Origin of the sequence: Marinococcus halophilus, from assembly GCF_900166605.1 — a bacterium.
Classification (GTDB): domain Bacteria; phylum Bacillota; class Bacilli; order Bacillales; family Marinococcaceae; genus Marinococcus; species Marinococcus halophilus.
The window spans coordinates 665,513-682,741 of sequence record NZ_FVZD01000005.1 but is presented as its reverse complement, the minus strand read 5'-3'; the positions used below and the strand labels follow the sequence as shown (position 1 = coordinate 682,741).

Here is a 17,229-nt window from a genome sequence, read left to right as displayed (position 1 = left end):
CCTCCTTATTCTCTTGTTTTCAGATCTTCGACTACTTCATCGTACTTGTCGCTTCCAAGGAAATTTTCCACCGATACGTGTTCAGCGTCCGGCCGTTTCTGCCGCGCCCGTTCGGTCAAATCCTTGTGCGTGATAATCAGATCCGCATCGTCTGGAATGTTGGAAATCGAGGTGTTCGATACACTAATGTCGAGTCCGGCTTTTTTCACCTTGTCCTTCATGACCGAAGCCCCCATGGCGCTCGAACCCATACCCGCGTCGCAGGCAAAGATAATTTTGTTAACTGGAGCTTTCGCTGTCGCCGCTCCAGCCGAGGAGCTTTCCTCCACGCCTTTTTTCTGCTTCAGGTCTTCGACTACTTCATCATACTTGTCGCTTCCAAGGAAGTTTTCCACCGATACGTGTTCAGCGTCCGGCCGTTTCTGCCGCGCCCGTTCGGTCAAATCCTTGTGCGTAATGATCAGGTCAGCGTCGTCCGGAATGTTTGAGATCGACGTGTTCGTTACGCCGATATCAAGCCCGGCCTTTTTCACCTTATCCTTCATGACCGAGGCTCCCATGGCGCTCGAGCCCATGCCGGCATCGCAGGCAAAGACAATTTTGTTAACATCTTTGTTTAAATAAGCGCCAGTTCCAGCTTCAGAAGCTTCAGCTGTTTCCGCATTGGAATGAAGTGCGGACGCTGCCGAGCTTTTCTTGCCTTTCATGCTTTCCATTTTCGCTGTGGATTCTTCAAGTGTTTCTCCTGTATTGGAGCTGAACTTAAGAATAATTGAAGCTACTACAAATGAAACCAATGCTGAAAGAAAAACCCCGCTTAAAACCCCAACAAGATCGCCGGGAGCCGCAAAGCCAGCCACTAGAAAAATACTTCCTGGTGACGGAACACTTGTAAGCCCTACATTAAATAGTGAAAATGTAAATACTCCAGTCATTCCTCCAGCTATAACTGCAAGGATAGTTAAAGGTTTCGACAGGACGTACGGGAAATAAATTTCATGAATACCGCCAAAGAATTGGATAATTATGGCACCTGGCGCAGAAGCCTTCGATACTCCAGCCCCAAATATTGCAAACGCAAGCAAAATACCTAAACCAGGGCCCGGATTCGGTTCAAGCAGATATAAGATTGATTTTCCAGTAGAAGCAACCTGTTCTGCCGCGATAGGACTTAGCACTCCGTGGTTGATAGCATTGTTCAAAAACAACACCTTCGCCGGCTCAATAATAATACTGGTTAATGGCAGAAGGCCTGTGTTAATTAAAAAATCTACTGCACCATTTAAAATTGTGGTCAATCCTTGAACGATAGGGCTAACAGCAAGTAATCCTAAAATAGAAAGTCCAAAGCCTATAATACCTGCTGAAAAATTATTCACTAACATTTCAAATCCCTGGCGGATTTTTCCTTCGACCAGCTTATCGAATCCTTTAATAGTAATACCGCCAAGAGGGCCCATCGCCATCGCCCCTAGGAACATAGGAATATCAGCACCAGCTATGACACCAATGGTGGCAACAGCTCCTACAACTCCTCCACGTACATCATGAACAATTTTCCCGCCGGTATAACCAATTAGCAATGGTAGCATATAAACAATCATTGGATCGACGAGTACAGCTAAATTTTCGTTGGGCGTCCACCCCGATTCGATAAACAATGCCGTGATCAGTCCCCATGCAATAAAAGCACCGATGTTCGGCATGATCATGCTGCTTAAAAAGCTGCCGAACTTTTGAATCCTTGAGCGGATGCTTTTTTTCTGCGGTGCACTTTCTGTTGATGCACTCATTGTGTTTCCCCCTTTTCAGGCCCAAATATATTAATGACAATAATGAAATAAATTCTGGATGAAATATGGACCATTTGATTTTAGTATTCGCTTACATCCTTATTTTATGGGAATTGCTGCGGAAACACAATTAAAGGAAAACACAAATACGACAGAATCAATGTTGACATGATTAAACAAGCAAGCCTGCCAGCCTCCGTCACTCAAAATTTTCTGTTTTATTTGGGCACTTGGCGCTGTCTTCTTCTCATAGTTCTTTAATTTCATAAAAAATACCGCGCCTAAGCGCAGCATTTTCATTTTTTATCTAGTCGGCGGGGCCATAAATTCCGGCCCTACCGGGTCTTTTACATGCTTATCCACGATTTCGTTCACGGCTTTCATATCCGTCTGGTCGAGCTGCCAGTTCATAATTTCCTCAATGCCGTTCATCTGGTCCGGACGACGGCCTCCCCACAGGGCTGTACTTGTTCCAGGCTGATCGAGCACCCAGCGGACAGCTAAATGAATCACACGCTTGTCGTATTTGTTCTGAACGTATTGGTCGAGTTCATTTACCGCCGCAATGTACTGCGGAAAACGGTCCTCCTGGAATTTCGGGTCCCCGTTGCGGAGGTCATCGCCTTCAAAAGTAGTGTTTTCCGACATTTTTCCGCTTAATAACCCGCGACACAGTGATCCATACAAAAGCGTGGAAATATCCTGTTTTTCAGCATATGGAAGAAGATCTTCTTCAATGCCCCGTTCAAAAATATTATACGGCGGCTGGATAACATGAACCGGCGCTGTTTTTTGAAATTCTTCGAGCTGGGCAACAGTGAAATTACTGACCGCTATTGCCCGAATTTTCCCGGCGTTGAGTATTTCTTTCATCGCCCCTGCCGTTTCAGACATATCTGCTTTGGGGTCCGGCCAGTGCACATGGTAAATATCAATATGATCTGTCTGCAGCCGCTGCAGGGAATCATCAATTTCGCGTTGGATCCGGGCGGCTGTGCCGTCCCGGAACATGCCCTCATCATTCCAGTTCATCGCGCACTTGCTTGACAGTACGACGTTTTGACGTTTATTATCCTGCTTTAACGCTTTTCCGACAATTTTCTCTGATTCCCCGAACCCGTAAGCAGGAGCCGTATCTACAAGGGTGATGCCTTTATCAAGCGCTGCATGTATTGTTTCAATTGACTGCTGTTCATCCGTTCCACCCCACTGAGTGCCGCCAATCGCCCAAGTGCCGAGCCCTATCCGGGACGGTTGCAGGCTCGTACCGCCAATGGAAGTATGTTCCATATTGAAAGTCTCCTTTATATGCTGTGTAGTCAGACTTCCTTTTCCTCCTGGGCAAACACTTTAAACCGTTTCGTTTGTTACTTCCTCTACGATAGACGTGCCCTTTTCGCTGCTTTCATCCTGCCACTGCCACTGTTCGTGCAGGCGGATTCGTCCGTCTTCCAGCATTTCCGGCCTTGAGTAACATTTTCCGCCCCGGATGCTCCAGTCATCGTTAACATGGTTATAGCGAAATTCCAGATCACCATTGTCGTACACTTTTCCAATTAAAACACCGGATACGACTTCGCCTCCAGAATAATGTGCCCGCAGCACTGATCCTTCCTGCTCGTAATGAAACACGGTCTGCCCCGACACTTCCCCGCCACTGCTGTTCTCTACACCTGCAAACTTTCTGCCATGATAGTTCACTGTTTTTCCTCCTCTACTGCCCGAGCGAACGGGCCAACTGATTTGAAAACATAATGACCGCCAAAAAGAACGGACCTGAGCCTGCCATGATCCAGGCAAGCGTCTGTGCCTGGACAAACTGGGATACGAAAAATGACATGGACGACGCCATTGTCACAACCACAAAAAAGCCGTCCAGCTGGTATGCGTAAATAATCGACACTCCGTAAAAAATGCCAAGAAAACCGAAAAAAAACGTACCCAGAATTGGATACAGAATATGATACTGGTACGACTCCACGAGCTTCAGCAGCAAAACCCCAACCGTGGAACCAAGGTACGTACATACCGCCAGTAAAAAGGCCAGATTGGGAAACAGCTGTACCTCTCCCAATATAATAGTATAAAAAATGAACAACAGAAGGGTCACTGTACATGCCGCGCCGCTTCCCTTCAAATACTCCTTCAGCATATCTGTCGATGTGTCCATGCAACCCTCTCCCTGTTTTTTCCTTGTTTCATATTATATCAGACAACCCCCCTCGCTTGGCGTTTCTTTCTTTTTCCTATTATGCTAAGATAGTATCGGTAATTTCTAGGGAGGTGTTCATTGTTGGAGAGGGGTAAACGTTTAGCAATTATGATAGAAACAGCATTCATGGCCGCGCTCTCTTTTATTTTAGGATTTCTTGAATTCGGCGGACCGTGGCTCGCTGGCGGTTCGATTTCTTTTATTATGGTTCCTATTTTTTTGATGGCTTTCCGCCGTGGCTGGAAAGCGGGGCTTGCCACCGGTTTTCTGGCTGGAATGCTTCAGCTTTTGCAGGGAGCGACAATCGTCCATCCTGTTCAGCTTGTACTTGAATATCCGATCGCCTATACGGTGCTCGGCTTTGCTGCAATTTTTACGACCCACGCTGTATTCCGGGAGCGCATCCCGTATCTTCTGATGCTTATCGGCATTGTTTTTGGAGCCCTGCTGCGGTACATTGACCATTTTGTATCGGGCGTTATTTGGTTTGGAAGCTATGCACCGGAGGGAACGCCTGTCGTGGCGTACTCGGCACTTTACAACGCTTCATATTTGATTCCACAGACTATCATTACAGTTATTATTCTGTTTGTTATCGCAAAATACCGTCCGAAATTTTTCGATCAGCCAAAATGGAAATAACATGCTTATACGAACTATTTTAAAGCGGCAGGCGAACTGCCGCTTTTTCTATACGGCGACGTTTCCTTTTCAGGACGGAAGGGAAAAGTTTATTAATAACTTTTGAGGAGGTCGTCATTCATGCAGGCAATCAATACGGCAATTATCGCTTTTGGTTTTTCAGGCTCAGTATTTCACACACCTATTATCGAAAAAAGCGATCATTTTGATATTCGTCTTGTATCATCCTCCAGCGCAGAAAAAGTACATGAACGGCTTCCCGATGTTGAAGTTACCTCAGAAGCTGAGGAAGCCTGCCGCCGGGAGGATATTGATCTTGTTATCATTACAAGCCCAAACACGACACATTTCCCCTTGGCTAAAGCGGCGATTGAAAACGGCAAGCACGTTGTACTCGAAAAGCCCTTCGTACCTACATATGAGGAAGCCGTAGAGCTTACTAAACTTGCCGAAGCAAATGATGTTGTTTTGAGTGTTTACCATAACCGCCGCTGGGACGGCGATTTCCTAACGATCCGCTCTTTAATGGAGGCAGGAGCACTCGGCGACATCCATACTTTTCAGGGCACCTGGAACGATTATGCCCCGGAAGTGGAAGGCCTCTGGCGCGAACAGGATCTCCCTGGATCAGGGACCTGGTTTGATTTAGGCGCCCATTTTATTGATCAGGCGCTTGAACTGTTTGGTATGCCGGAAACTATATTTGCGGATTTGGAAACGCAGCGGCCGAACATGAATAATACCGATTATTTTCATGCCATTCTCGGTTACCCCAACCAACGGGTTATTCTACAGTCCAGTTTTCTGGCAGCCGGAGAAGTGCCACGGTATATTGTACACGGCACAAAAGGCAGCTTCGTGAAATACGGGGCCGATCCTCAGGAGGAAATGCTGATGAATGGCAAAAAGCCTGGAGACCCGGGGTGGGCTCTTGACGAAGAAGCTTATTACGGTACGTTTACCGATGCCTATGGCGGAACGGAAAAAATACCTACGCATGCGGGTTCTTATGAAACCTATTATGAAAAACTGGCTCAAGCCATTACAAAAGACCGCAAAAATCCCGTTCCAGCTATTGAAGCGGGCAGAGTCATCCGCCTGCTTGAACTTGCCGAAAAAAGCAATTGGGAAAAACGCGTGCTTTCGGTTTCATTTAACAATTAAAATACATTCGTAATCTCTCTTTCGATCGCCCTGCAGCCCCCGCCTGATCGAAGGAGAGATTTTTATTCTTGGCGAAAAAATAACAAATAAGGGAGTAATTACGGTGAAAAAACATGCTTTGTTCATTCACAGTGCAGGGCCACAGGGGCCAGATCAGGGAAGCAGCGGCCTTTCTTTTTATTTGCAGAAAGAGCTTAGCAAAGATGTTCATTTCTTCCACCCGTCTATGCCTGCCCCGGAAAACCCACAATATGTCCTGTGGAAAAAACAGATCAGCTTAGCGCTGCCGAGACTCAGCGGTGAGGTACTGTTAATTGGACACTCTCTCGGAGGATCTGCGTTATTGAAATATCTTTCAGAAGAATCGTTATCTTGTACAGTTTCAGGATTGTTTATTATTGCCTCTCCTTTTTGGGGCCGGAGTCCGGAGTGGCAGCTGGAGAATTTCACACTTCATGCAGATTTTGAAAAGGCTCTTCCTGCCCTTCCCTATATTTTTCTTTATCACAGCTTTAGGGACAACGTGGTCCCCTTCTCCCATCACCAGGCTTATGCACGAAAGCTTCCCCAGAGCATACAGCGTATTCTTCCGGGCGAGGATCATTTATTTTCGAAGGGGCTTCCGATACTTATGAAAGACGTTAGAAGCCTGCAGCTTTAGCTTTTTTAATCCCTTTGTCTTCCAGATTCTAAAATCTTAGCATCACCATGAGTGAATGGAAAAATCCAGGTCCTTCTTCAAGTGACTCTTCATTAACCACTCTGCCTGTTCTTCTTCGTGATTTCGGATCGCTTCCAGTATTGCCTCGTGTTCTTCAATCAGGCGCGGCCTCTGATGATACACCACTGTTCGGCGAAAAAGAAAAATAACCGACTGCATCCGGTCGATCGTGTCGATTAAGACATCATTGTTACTTGCTTTGACAATAATGTCATGGAATTCTTTGTTTGCTTCCATAATTTCCTCAGTTTTTCCCCTTTTAGCAGCCTCCACGCATTGCTGCAGATCTTCAATCTGATCAGGGCCCATATAACGGGCAGCCTGGCGGACAGCATAACCTTCAAGTAACATCCGCACATCAAACGTGTTCATCAAATCTTTAATGGTTGGATTGATGACGCGTTTATCTTTAATTAATCCTTCCTCTTCAAGCTTGCGCATGGCGTCTCTCACCGGCGTCCGGCTGACCCCCAGTTCGTCCGCAAGCTTTACCTCTGTTAATTTTTCCCCACGTTCATATTTTTCCTCAAATATGGCATCCCTGATTTTTTCATATGCTGCATCCGAGGCGGTGTACTGCTTCATTGTGTCGTCCCTCTTTCTTCGAAAATCTCTGTCATTATTATACCTATTTCCTGATAAATAAAACAGCTAATTAGTTGATGTATACATAAATATAAATAATGTGTACAATAATATTTATTGAAAGCCTATCATTTAAAAATAAGTTTTTACCCAATTATCTAATCGAAGGAGCGACATTATATGAATATTGGACAAATTGGTTTAGGTATTATGGGAGCACCAATGGCCGAAAACCTTTTGAAGGCTGGGTTCGCGCTGAAAGCTTTTGATATTCAGCCTTCAGCCAAAAAACGGGTGACAGAAGCAGGAGGGGAATCCGTCGATGCTGCCGGGGAAGCAGCCAAAGACAGCGACATTATTATTACGATGCTTCCGACAACAGCCATACTCGATGAAGTAATAATAAAGGATATCCTCCCGGTCATAAAAAAAGGGGCAATAGTTATTGATATGAGCTCCGTATCTCCAGTGGATTCCAAACGTTGGGCGGAGAAGCTTGCGGAAAAAGAAGCAGCCTTTCTGGATGCCCCGGTAAGCGGCGGCGAACCAAAAGCGATAGATGGGACGCTCTCCATCATGGCCGGCGGGGATGATCACTCCTTTGCTGCTGCTTACCCGGTTCTGCGTGCTGTGGGAACAGATGTCACCCATGTTGGCGAAGTCGGCTCCGGATCGACAACGAAGCTTGCTAATCAAATATTAGTAAATGTGACGATGGCTGCCATGTCGGAGGCAGTGCTCCTCGCCTCTAAAGCAGGGGCGGATATTGATAAAGTATACGAAGCTATCCGCAATGGTTTAGCCGGAAGCAGTGTCCTTGACGCAAAAATACCGAAGATTCTTGAACGGGACTTTACCGCAGGCGGACGAATTGATATTAATTTAAAGGACCTGTCCAATGTACTTCAAACAGGCAAATCGCTGGGGGTTCCGCTGCCGCTTGCCTCCGACGTGGCTGAAATGTATGAATCCATGGTTGCTCATGGCAAAAAGTCCGACGATCACAGCGGCGTACTCCAGCACTACGAAATGCTTGCGAACTACACTGTACCACAAGGAGGTAAACACAGGTGACACAGATAAGTAATTATATTAACTCTTTGCCTGCGTATGATGAAAATAATGTCGATGCTTTCTTTACGGAAGCGGCCAGAAATATGCCTCACAAAATTATTTCCCTCGACGATGATCCGACAGGTGTGCAGACAGTTCACGGCGTGCCAGTGTATACAGACTGGGAGGAGTCAACTATCCGTGAAGCGTTTGATGACGAACGACAGCTGGTGTTCATTCTTACAAATTCACGCTCTTTCTCTGAAGCCGAAACTATTAAAGTGCACACGGACATCGCAGAGCGTATAGCGCGTGTCTCTGAAGAAAAAAACCACCCGTTTCTGCTGATCAGCCGGGGCGATTCCACTCTTCGGGGGCACTATCCACTCGAAACAGAGGTATTAAAAGACACCCTTGAAGCACAGACAGGAAATACGGTCGACGGAGAAGTCCTTCTTCCCTTTTTTGAACAGGGCAATCGCCGTACTGTGGGCGACGTGCACTATATTCAGCAGGGAGAAGCATTTGTACCCGTGGCAGACACAGAATTTGCCAAAGACCGGATGTTTGGATTTGTTTCGAGCCACTTAGGCGAGTATATCGAAGAAAAAACGAATGGAAGGTACAAAAAGGAAGACGTTATTTCTATTTCTATCGATGAGCTCCGGGCTCTGGACTTCGAAGCGATCGAGGCTAAACTCGAAGAGGCATCTGCATTCCAGAAGATTGTCGTGAACGCTGTCAGTGAAACGGATGTTAAAGTCTTCTGCACTTCCCTGTTTCGTGCCGTTCAAAACAGGAAAAGCTTTTTATTCCGGACAGCCGCCACGTTTACAAAAGAAATTGGCGGAATCACCCGCAAACCTTATTTAGACGCGAATGGTCTCTTTCGTGAGGAGAGTGACAATGGCGGCCTGATTATTATTGGTTCCCATGTTAAAAAATCCACAGAACAGCTCGAAGTCCTGCAGCAATTAACTAATATACAATTTGTGGAATTTCAATGCTCTTCAGTGCTGGCCGAGGAATCGTTTCAGGCGGAAACCCGCCGTGTTCAACAAATAGTGGATGACTCTATCACACAGGGAACTACGGTTTGCGTCTACACTTCCCGGGAACGCCTTGATTTAGGGGAGCACAGAAAAGAGGAAGAACTGGCACTGTCCGTAAAAATATCCGATGCTGTAACAAATTTTGTAAAAAATGCTGCTCATCAGCCGGCGTTTGTGGTCGCTAAAGGCGGCATTACGTCAAGCGACGTGGGAACGAAGGGCCTGCTCGTAAAAAAAGCAGAAGTTCTCGGGCAGATCGCCCCTGGCGTGCCCGTCTGGCAGACAGACGACAAAAGCCGGTTTCCGGACATTCCGTATGTAATCTTCCCGGGAAACGTAGGGGAGCAGGCTACGCTAAAGCATGTGGTACAAACCTTACAGGGGCAAATATAAAAAAGCACCGGCGGAAGTTTAGACAGGCCCGCCGGTGCTTTATTTGGTTTATCTTCCAGAAACTCCGTCCAATCGGCTCCGCAGATTTCTCGCCGCCTCCTCCGGTGCGTCTGCCAGGCTGATGGCAGAAATCAGTGATACTCCGTCAGCCCCCGCTTCCACAATCTCAGCAGCATTTGAGACATCGATGCCGCCGATTCCTACAATCGGGAGCGTAATTCCTTCCGCCCGGAGCCGGCGGATGCCTTCAAGGCCCACCGGGGCTTTGGCGTCTTCTTTAGTGTCCGTCGCAAACATCGGTCCTACCCCAAGATAATCCGCACCGTCCGCTGCGGCCTGGTGCGCTTCTTCAATAGTGCGCACGGATACTCCGATCACCATCCGCGAGGGACAGCGTTCCTTGACTTTGGAAGCCGGATCATCCTCCTGTCCGATATGGATCCCGTTTGCTTCGAGCCGGATCGCCATGTCCACATCATCGTTAACAATAAATGGCACATGAAATTCGGCACACTTCGCCTTCAATTTTCGACCGAGCTTCCATTTTTCTTCTTCAGGCAGGGCGCCCTTTCCCTTTTCACGAAACTGAAAGCAGGTAATGCCGCCCTGAAGAGCTTCCTGCAGTACCTGTTCCGGCTCCCGGCCGCCCGTATTGTTGCTTCCCATAATAAAGTACAGCTTCAGCATCTGCTTCTCCATCATTCCGTCCTCCTACGATTCCTGTTTGACGCGAATATAGTGGCGCAGATCCATTTCCTGCGTTGCGTGAAGAGCGTTTAATAATTCAATTTGAAACGAGCCCGGGCCTTCTCTTGTCGTTAAACTGCCTGCGATTTCCGCTGCCGCACCGTAATAGGCAAGCGCTGCTGCCACCGCTCCAGCAGAATGCTGCACGGTTAAAAATGAAGCTGCGACGGAGCTGAGAAGGCAGCCGGTACCGGTAACTTTCGTGAGCAGCGTATGCCCATTCTGTACGATAAATACCTCTCCCTGATGGGCCACCGCGTCCTCTACGCCGGTAACGGCTGCTATTGCTTCAAATCTTCTTGAAGCTTCTTTGGCAATCTTCGAATTATCTGCTTCCCCCGAGGCATCCACACCCTGGACAGTTCCACTTTCACCAAGCAATGCAGCCATTTCTCCCGCATTAGCCCGGATCAGTGCCACATCCAGTTCTTCGAGAAGAGCAAGTGCCGTTTCTGTTCGGTAAGCAGTAGCTCCTGCTCCTACTGGGTCCAGAACAACGGGAATGCCTTTTTCATTTGCCGCTATGCCGGCCATCCGCATTGCCTTCACCTGTTCACGGTTCAGTGTGCCAATATTGATCACGAGGGCATTCGCCGCCTTGGCCATTTCTGCTGCTTCCTCCGGTGCATTTGCCATTACCGGGGAGACTCCCATGGAGAGCAGCCCGTTTGCAGTGAAATTGGTTACTACCGTGTTCGTAATATTATGAATCAGCGGGCGCGTTTTCCTTACTTCCTCGAGCAGTTGTATAACTTCTTTTGCTTTCATGCCAATCCCTCACTTTTTATTTTAATAGTTGATCGAGTGGCACACGCGCGCCCCAGTGATTAACGGGGCCGTTGCCTTTACCGATTTCAAGGGAATTCGAAATTGCATTTGTAATATATTCTTTGCTTTCCTGCACGGCTAAATAAATAGACTTGCCTCTTGCAAGCTTCGCTGCAATCGCGGCTGATAAAGTACAGCCGGTCCCGTGCGTGTGCTTCGTATCCGTCCGGGGGGAGCGAAAATAATGAATATCTCCATCAACATACAAAATATCGACCGCGTCTTCTTTCATATGGCCGCCTTTAACAAGTGCTGCCCGGGCCCCTAACTCATCGACGATTTTCTTTGCTGCTGCTTCCATGTCTTCAAGGGTGTGCACCGGAAGATCTGTCAGATTTGCTGCTTCCGCCATATTCGGCGTAACGACCGCCGCCGTAGGGAGGAATTCACGCTTCATCACTTCGAGTGTTTCTTCCTCAGCCAGGGAGTCTCCGCTTGTGGCAACCATCACGGGGTCGATGACCACCGGCAGTTCGTGTTTTTTCAGCATATTCACCGTGGTCCGAATCATTGCCGGTGTTGCAATCATACCGGTTTTGATCGCGTCCGGCATGATGTCATCAAATACGGAATCCAGCTGGGCCTGAAGCAGCTCAAGGCTCATGTGTTCCACCTGCTGAACGCCGGTCGTATTCTGTGCAAGTACGCTCGTTATAGCAGACATCCCATAAGCCTCGCACTCCTGGAATGTTTTCAGATCAGCCTGAATGCCAGCCCCGCCGGTAGGGTCTGTGCCGGCAATTGTTAATACTTTCGGTACTTGTGGCATACGTTACATCCTCCTTTACAGGAATCCTGCCCAGGTTCAAAAAAAGCTCACTCCCTTGAAGAGGGAGTGAGCTTTGGCATATACGTACGTGTAGTATAAAACGAAGCTCCACTTCCCTACGCTGGTACTACCCAGATCAGGTTCAAAGGGACCAAGAATCGTTCTTGTCTCAGCGCAAGCGCCCCTAGCGGATTCCTTACTATTTTTCTTAATCGTACGTGACACCTAGTCCTAATGTCAATTTTTTTCATCATCGCTGGTATTTTTGTTGTGGTCCTGATCATTGGAGGAACGGCTTCGTTCCTGTTTATCCGAGTTACCGACAATACGTTCGAGAAGATGAAGAATTTCATCCCGCGACAAATCCTCACGCTTTTTATCTTCTACTTTCTCCGGTTCCCGGCTATCTTCTGTATTTTCATCCTTTGGTGGTTCTTCTTCGGCATGTTGTTTTTCAGCTTCTCGCTCTTCCTGCTCTTTCTTCTCCCGTTCCTTACGCCGTTCTTCTACTTCCCAGCCGTACATATAACCTCCGTCCGGCATGGCGAATTTCTTATTCATACTTCGAGTTTCTTTTGTAAACAGCGTATAAATCGTCGGAATGATAAAGAGAGTAAGGAATGTACTGCTGATCAAACCACCGATGACCGCAATACCCATCGGCTGTTGGATTTCCGAACCTTCTCCAAATCCAAGGGCAAGCGGAAGCACACCAAGAATCGTCGTAAAGGCCGTCATTAAGATTGGGCGTGACCGTTTTTTCACGGATTCAATTACTGCCTCTCTTACCGGCATGCCCCGTTCCACGAGTTGATTCGTATAATCCACGAGCACGATAGCGTTGTTTACAACGATACCTGCAAGCACAATCAAACCGATGAACACGGTAATACTTAGCGGTGTCTGAGTGGCAAACAGGCCAAGCATTACCCCGATGACAACCAGTGGTACGCTGAACATTACCACAAATGGATATTTAAATGACTCAAACTGACCGGCCATCACGAGATAAATGAACACAACGGCCAGCAGGAAGGCAAACACAAGACTCTGAATACTATCATTGAGCAGTTCCTGTTCGCCGGAGAAATTTAAGCTCGTCGCTGCACCGGTATCAACGTCGTCAATCGTATCTTCAATGAGCGTCGAGGTTTCATTCAAGCTCGTTCCAGTGCCATACGTAACGGTAAATTCCGTACTCCGCTCCTGATCGAGCCGGTTAATGACTGCCGGCCCCTGACCTTCTTCAATCGTGGCCACATCGCTTAAACTAATATAGTCCCCCTGCGGAGTAGAAAGCTGCAGGTTTTCAAGATCTTCCTGATTTTCCAGGGAATCCTCCGCATACTGCACGTTGACGTTTAGTGGCCCTTCATTATCCGTCTGAATCGTCGTCGCCACTTCACCGCTTGTTGTGCTGTTCACTGTCTGAGCTATTTCAGCAGGTGTCAGTCCATTGTCCTGGGCTTCGTCCTCATTGATCTGCACCTGAATCTCCGGAGCAGTTTCTTCATCCGACGTTTCTACGTTCCGAATGGTGTTCTCGCTCTCCAGCTCCGACTGCACAGCCTCTACGTCCTCAGCCAGCCTCTCTTCATTTTCATTGGAGAGCGTAAACTCTACAGAATTTGCTTCCCCACCGCCGATAGCCGCAGAAGAGGAAAGCGAAATGTCAGCCTGTTCGTCCGTATTTTCCACATCGGATTCAATTTCTTCAATCATTTCTTCTGTTGATATATCACGGTCTTCCAAGTCTTCCATTGTAACTGTAATAGAAGCTTCATTGGATCCGGAGCTGCCGCCGCCTCCGGCTGCAACTCCGCTGCCGCCCGAACCGACAACCGCCATATAGCTTGCGATCTCGTCCTGATTTTCAAGTACACTTTCAATTTCGTCTACTGTCTCTCCCGTGGTCTCCAGATTGGTGCCGTTCTCTTTTTCAACATCAATTGTGAAAAAGCCCTGGTCCGTAGTCGGAATAAAGTTGACCCCGGTCTGGGCAATGCCTCCGGCGCCGCCAATAAGCAGGAGAATTGTCAGGATCAGAGCGACAGCCCGGTGGCCAAGCACCCAGCGGATCGAGCGGTCCAGAAATCTCATTGGCCGGGACTTTTCACGTTTTTGCTCCCGGTCTTCCGGCAGGGGCTTCAGCACCCGGCTTGCAATCATCGGAACGACCGTTACAGCTACAAGAAGGGACGCAAGTAAACTGAAGGCTACTGACAGGGCAAAGGCCTGAAATATCTCACCAACAATACCGGAAATAAAGACAATCGGTAAAAACACGGCAACTGTCGTCAGTGTCGAAGCCGTAATCGCCCCGGCCACTTCTTTTGTACCGTCGAGAGCAGCCCGTTTAGGGAGTTTTTTCATTGACAGATGCCTGTAGATATTTTCAATAACGACAATCGCATTGTCGACAAGCATCCCAATTCCAAGGGCGAGGCCGCCCATTGTCATTAAGTTCAGGCTCACATCGGTAAAGTAAAGAAATGCAAATGTCACAATTACCGAAAACGGTATTGCAATACCGATAATGAGCGGGGTAGTTAAGTTTCTCAAGAAGAAGAAAAGCACAACCATGGCAAACACGCCACCGGCAATTAACGCCAGGGCTACGCTGTTTATGGACTGCTGGACGTATTCACCTTCGTCGTAAATAATCGTCGTTTCAAGGTCGCTGTACTGGTCTTCCTCAAGCAAATCGTCGAGGGTTTCGTTAAAATCGGAAGACACCTGCGCCGTATTGGCATCCGACTCTTTCAGCACCGTCATCTGAATTCCGTCTTCCTGATTCACCTCGGTGTAGGCTGTCTGCTCTTCAGTGGTCCGTTCAACTTCCCCTACATCACTCACAGTGACCGTATCACCGGATTCATTCTGCCCGACGGCCACTTCCTCTAAATCTTCGACCCCGCCCAATTCATTGACGGTGCGGGTCGTTAGTGTGCGGTCTCCAGAGGTTATAGTGCCCCCTGGCTGCGTGATATTATTTGCCTGTAAAGCGCTGGCAACGTCAGACTGGGTTACATTGTTGTCTTCCAGTGAGCCCTGATCGAGCGAAATTTCAAATTCTTCGCTTAATCCGCCGCTTGTGTCAACACTTGCAACCCCTTCCGTCCGCTCAAGCTCGGTTACCATGTCCTCTACCTGGCTCTGCGTTTCAGCCAGCCCACTGCCTTCCGAATAAGCGGCCATTTGGATCATGCCCTGGGCGTCGGGATCAAATTCGATAAAGGAAGGGTCCCCGGCATCGTCCGGCAGGTTGGCATTATTCATGGCGTTATTGATATCCTGCTCTACTTCCTCCACCGACGTGCTCCAAGATAATTCAAGCAGCACAAGACTTGTGCCTTCCTCTGACTGCGAGGTCATCCGGTCCAGTCCTTCAATAGTAGAGAGCTGTTCTTCCATTGGTTCCGTAACGCTGCTTTCAATTTCTTCCGGTCCGGCTCCCTCATAGTTTGTCGCTACAGCTGCGACCGGCGGTTCAATCTCCGGAAATAGCTGCAGGGGCAGATTCGTCAGCGATACGAAACCCATCATGATAAATAAAATCATGCCGACAATGGTCAGTTTCGGCCGCCGGATAGATGTGCGGGTAATTTTCATGCATCGTTCCTCCATTGGTATGTATATTTCGATGGTTCAGTGCCTAAACTGTTAAGTAACTTAACTACACGAATAACCTTAAACGACTGGATGACTTCCGTCAATGAAGATGCATGAACGGCCTGCTACCTTTATTTCTTATAAGAGTTGTTAATTTCTTTCTCGAGTCGGTGTATCACCTGATTTGCCTGCTTTAATTCCTCAAGCGGTATTTTCGAAATATACTGGTCCACAATATAATGTTGGAAATTTGTCAATTCTTCCTTCAATTTCCGCCCTTTTGCCCCGTAAACGAGCTGGGTTTCTCTTTTGTTTTCTTTATTGGCAGCGCGGTACAGAAGGTCTTCTTCTTCAAGACGTTTCATTGCCTGGCTTACTGCGCTTTTTGAAATACGCAGACGATGGGCCATCTCTGTCAGCGTCAGGCCTTCGTGCCGCAGATTCATAAAAAATAGTGCCTCCTGGCGGGTAGTTAAATGCAGCTCTCCGAGCATCGGAACCTCGGGCTGCAGCAGTGTGCTGATGTTCTCAAGCGTATTTACCGCCTGTTCAAACAGCTCCCTGTGTGTGCATGCTTCCATTTCGCTCATTTTATTCATCCTTTTCTTTCAGCTTTCTCTGAGGCAGCCTGCGGCTGTTCATGCATGTAGGCACCTACCGCTCCACTGAATTCTCCGTACGGAAGAAAGCATGGTGCTTTTCCGCGAAGTTCCGTATAGCCGCCGATAATTTCTTTTAAATGGTCATGTTTATCAAAGGTGGAGCCAATATACACTATAGAATCAGTGTTCAGCCGGTCAGCCATCTGCACACTCATCGTCGTAATCGTCTCGCCAATCATACGAACGACAGCGGCGATATAATCTTTATCTTCGTATTTATTATTTCTCATGTTCATAATATTTCCGAAATTGCTTGCCGTAAGGTCGCCGGAAATCGGCGGCTCTTCATCAGTGTAAATATCCTTCACCTTCACATTCAGTGAGCGGCCGTCTCCTTCTTTTCCAAGCCGCAGTATGTCTTCATACGCATCAATACCAGTGAGAAGGTAGGAGAGGCCGATAAGTGTGCCTCCTCCCATTCCACTTCCACCAACACGTTCGTATTCTTCCGGCCCGGCAAAATGTATCGATGTGCCCGTCCCGACGTTTGTGATAATATATGTGTTCTCGTGACGGTCATTTTCATTGAACCGCTTCCGCAGATAAGACACTCCTTTACAGGTAGCTTCAAACTCACTGATAGGCTCCGTAGGCCAGGGCAGAGACTTTCGCAGCGTTTCCGCTTTTCCTCCCGTTATATGAATGACCGGATTGTCGACCCGCTCTTCAATCCACGTCCGCACTTTCCCCATATCGGCCAAGGGGATTTTCTGCAGTTCCCACTCATCGTTCACACGGTACGCAATTTTAATCAGCGTACCTCCTGCATCAATACCAACCACTTCATTTTTCATTCTTCTCCCCCTGTCCCGCACTCAAATAGTTATATCTTCTGTCGTCTCTTCGTATTTTATCCTACTTCTATGCGAATTGAAAACGATGCAGCATACCGCTCTTTCCTGTTTTTCTCAAAATTCTCAGTTTCCTGCTTCGCAGCGCCGCTAATTTTGTTAAAATTGTAGTACTGCCTAATACGCAGCAATCCATAAATTTAAC

The 17,229-nt window shown here is 47.7% G+C and carries 16 protein-coding genes and 1 riboswitch; of the genes, 5 read left to right on the top strand and 11 right to left on the bottom strand.

The genetic code is table 11. From position 1 onward, the window contains the following. Positions 1–5 precede the first annotated feature (5 nt). The 4 genes from B5066_RS05770 to B5066_RS05755 all read right to left on the bottom strand — a co-directional run bounded on the left by B5066_RS05770 (position 6) and on the right by B5066_RS05755 (position 3,963). Positions 6–1,793 carry a PTS mannitol transporter subunit IIBC gene (locus B5066_RS05770; RefSeq protein ID WP_079474991.1) on the bottom strand — a complete coding sequence of 596 codons (1,788 nt, stop codon included), beginning with the start codon at positions 1,791–1,793 and terminating at the stop codon, positions 6–8. A gap of 303 nt (positions 1,794–2,096) precedes the next feature. Then, complete coding sequence (locus B5066_RS05765; RefSeq protein WP_079474990.1) at positions 2,097–3,083, bottom strand: aldo/keto reductase; 987 nt, start codon at positions 3,081–3,083, stop codon at positions 2,097–2,099. A gap of 60 nt (positions 3,084–3,143) precedes the next feature. Continuing rightward, positions 3,144–3,494 carry an avidin-fold protein gene (locus tag B5066_RS05760; RefSeq protein ID WP_079474989.1) on the bottom strand — a complete coding sequence of 117 codons (351 nt, stop codon included), beginning with the start codon at positions 3,492–3,494 and terminating at the stop codon, positions 3,144–3,146. A gap of 13 nt (positions 3,495–3,507) precedes the next feature. Further along, entirely contained in the window at positions 3,508–3,963 is a 456-nt protein-coding gene (locus B5066_RS05755) for a hypothetical protein (protein WP_079474988.1), read from the bottom strand. 123 nt (positions 3,964–4,086) lie between these two features. Between B5066_RS05755 and thiT the strand changes: the two genes are divergently transcribed. From thiT to B5066_RS05740, 3 genes are all read left to right on the top strand, one after another. Beyond that, entirely contained in the window at positions 4,087–4,647 is a 561-nt protein-coding gene (thiT, locus tag B5066_RS05750; protein ID WP_244897352.1) for an energy-coupled thiamine transporter ThiT, read from the top strand. 120 nt (positions 4,648–4,767) lie between these two features. Continuing rightward, positions 4,768–5,811 (top strand): oxidoreductase, encoded by a 1,044-nt coding sequence (locus B5066_RS05745; protein ID WP_079474987.1) that lies wholly within the window; start codon positions 4,768–4,770, stop codon positions 5,809–5,811. 103 nt (positions 5,812–5,914) lie between these two features. Then, on the top strand, positions 5,915–6,472 hold the full coding sequence (locus B5066_RS05740) for an alpha/beta hydrolase (RefSeq protein ID WP_079474986.1): 558 nt from the start codon (positions 5,915–5,917) through the stop codon (positions 6,470–6,472). A gap of 42 nt (positions 6,473–6,514) precedes the next feature. On the opposite strand, the gene B5066_RS05735 is transcribed toward B5066_RS05740, so the two are convergent. Then, positions 6,515–7,117, bottom strand: a complete 603-nt coding sequence (locus B5066_RS05735; RefSeq protein WP_079474985.1) for a GntR family transcriptional regulator — start codon at positions 7,115–7,117, stop codon at positions 6,515–6,517. A gap of 180 nt (positions 7,118–7,297) precedes the next feature. Between B5066_RS05735 and B5066_RS05730 the strand changes: the two genes are divergently transcribed. Together B5066_RS05730 and B5066_RS05725 are read left to right on the top strand one after the other, a co-directional pair. Beyond that, positions 7,298–8,191 (top strand): NAD(P)-binding domain-containing protein, encoded by an 894-nt coding sequence (locus B5066_RS05730; protein WP_079474984.1) that lies wholly within the window; start codon positions 7,298–7,300, stop codon positions 8,189–8,191. Next, the gene (locus B5066_RS05725; protein WP_244897351.1) at positions 8,188–9,615 is read left to right on the top strand and encodes a four-carbon acid sugar kinase family protein; all 1,428 of its coding nucleotides are present in this window, start codon (positions 8,188–8,190) and stop codon (positions 9,613–9,615) included. Before B5066_RS05730 ends, B5066_RS05725 begins: the two co-directional genes overlap by 4 nt. A gap of 48 nt (positions 9,616–9,663) precedes the next feature. Here B5066_RS05725 and thiE read toward each other — a convergent pair whose 3' ends face one another. The 6 genes from thiE to coaW form a co-directional block, all read right to left on the bottom strand. Further along, complete coding sequence (gene thiE, locus B5066_RS05720) at positions 9,664–10,317, bottom strand: thiamine phosphate synthase (RefSeq protein WP_244897350.1); 654 nt, start codon at positions 10,315–10,317, stop codon at positions 9,664–9,666. Positions 10,318–10,326: 9 nt separating this feature from the next. Next, on the bottom strand, positions 10,327–11,130 hold the full coding sequence (gene thiM, locus B5066_RS05715) for a hydroxyethylthiazole kinase (protein ID WP_079474982.1): 804 nt from the start codon (positions 11,128–11,130) through the stop codon (positions 10,327–10,329). A 16-nt stretch (positions 11,131–11,146) separates the two neighbouring features. Further along, positions 11,147–11,959, bottom strand: coding sequence for a bifunctional hydroxymethylpyrimidine kinase/phosphomethylpyrimidine kinase (gene thiD / locus B5066_RS05710; protein WP_079474981.1), 813 nt, complete (start codon positions 11,957–11,959; stop codon positions 11,147–11,149). Between the two features lie 96 nt (positions 11,960–12,055). Beyond that, positions 12,056–12,155, bottom strand: a riboswitch (TPP riboswitch). Positions 12,156–12,196: 41 nt separating this feature from the next. Then, positions 12,197–15,571 carry an efflux RND transporter permease subunit gene (locus tag B5066_RS05705; protein WP_079474980.1) on the bottom strand — a complete coding sequence of 1,125 codons (3,375 nt, stop codon included), beginning with the start codon at positions 15,569–15,571 and terminating at the stop codon, positions 12,197–12,199. A 131-nt stretch (positions 15,572–15,702) separates the two neighbouring features. Beyond that, positions 15,703–16,161, bottom strand: a complete 459-nt coding sequence (locus tag B5066_RS05700) for a MarR family winged helix-turn-helix transcriptional regulator (RefSeq protein WP_179124039.1) — start codon at positions 16,159–16,161, stop codon at positions 15,703–15,705. Positions 16,162–16,166: 5 nt separating this feature from the next. Next, positions 16,167–17,027, bottom strand: coding sequence for a type II pantothenate kinase (coaW, locus tag B5066_RS05695; RefSeq protein ID WP_079474978.1), 861 nt, complete (start codon positions 17,025–17,027; stop codon positions 16,167–16,169). Between the last annotated feature and the right edge of the window lie 202 nt (positions 17,028–17,229).

What these genes read in the sequence shown, in the direction of transcription:
- B5066_RS05770 (WP_079474991.1), bottom strand. Translation starts at nt 1,793, where the DNA reads ATGAGTGCATCAACAGAAAGTGCACCGCAGAAAAAAAGCATCCGCTCA.
- B5066_RS05765 (WP_079474990.1), bottom strand. Translation starts at nt 3,083, where the DNA reads ATGGAACATACTTCCATTGGCGGTACGAGCCTGCAACCGTCCCGGATA.
- B5066_RS05755 (WP_079474988.1), bottom strand. Translation starts at nt 3,963, where the DNA reads ATGGACACATCGACAGATATGCTGAAGGAGTATTTGAAGGGAAGCGGC.
- B5066_RS05745 (WP_079474987.1), top strand. Translation starts at nt 4,768, where the DNA reads ATGCAGGCAATCAATACGGCAATTATCGCTTTTGGTTTTTCAGGCTCA.
- B5066_RS05735 (WP_079474985.1), bottom strand. Translation starts at nt 7,117, where the DNA reads ATGAAGCAGTACACCGCCTCGGATGCAGCATATGAAAAAATCAGGGAT.
- B5066_RS05730 (WP_079474984.1), top strand. Translation starts at nt 7,298, where the DNA reads ATGAATATTGGACAAATTGGTTTAGGTATTATGGGAGCACCAATGGCC.
- thiE (WP_244897350.1), bottom strand. Translation starts at nt 10,317, where the DNA reads ATGATGGAGAAGCAGATGCTGAAGCTGTACTTTATTATGGGAAGCAAC.
- thiM (WP_079474982.1), bottom strand. Translation starts at nt 11,130, where the DNA reads ATGAAAGCAAAAGAAGTTATACAACTGCTCGAGGAAGTAAGGAAAACG.
- thiD (WP_079474981.1), bottom strand. Translation starts at nt 11,959, where the DNA reads ATGCCACAAGTACCGAAAGTATTAACAATTGCCGGCACAGACCCTACC.
- B5066_RS05705 (WP_079474980.1), bottom strand. Translation starts at nt 15,571, where the DNA reads ATGAAAATTACCCGCACATCTATCCGGCGGCCGAAACTGACCATTGTC.
- B5066_RS05700 (WP_179124039.1), bottom strand. Translation starts at nt 16,161, where the DNA reads ATGAGCGAAATGGAAGCATGCACACACAGGGAGCTGTTTGAACAGGCG.
- coaW (WP_079474978.1), bottom strand. Translation starts at nt 17,027, where the DNA reads ATGAAAAATGAAGTGGTTGGTATTGATGCAGGAGGTACGCTGATTAAA.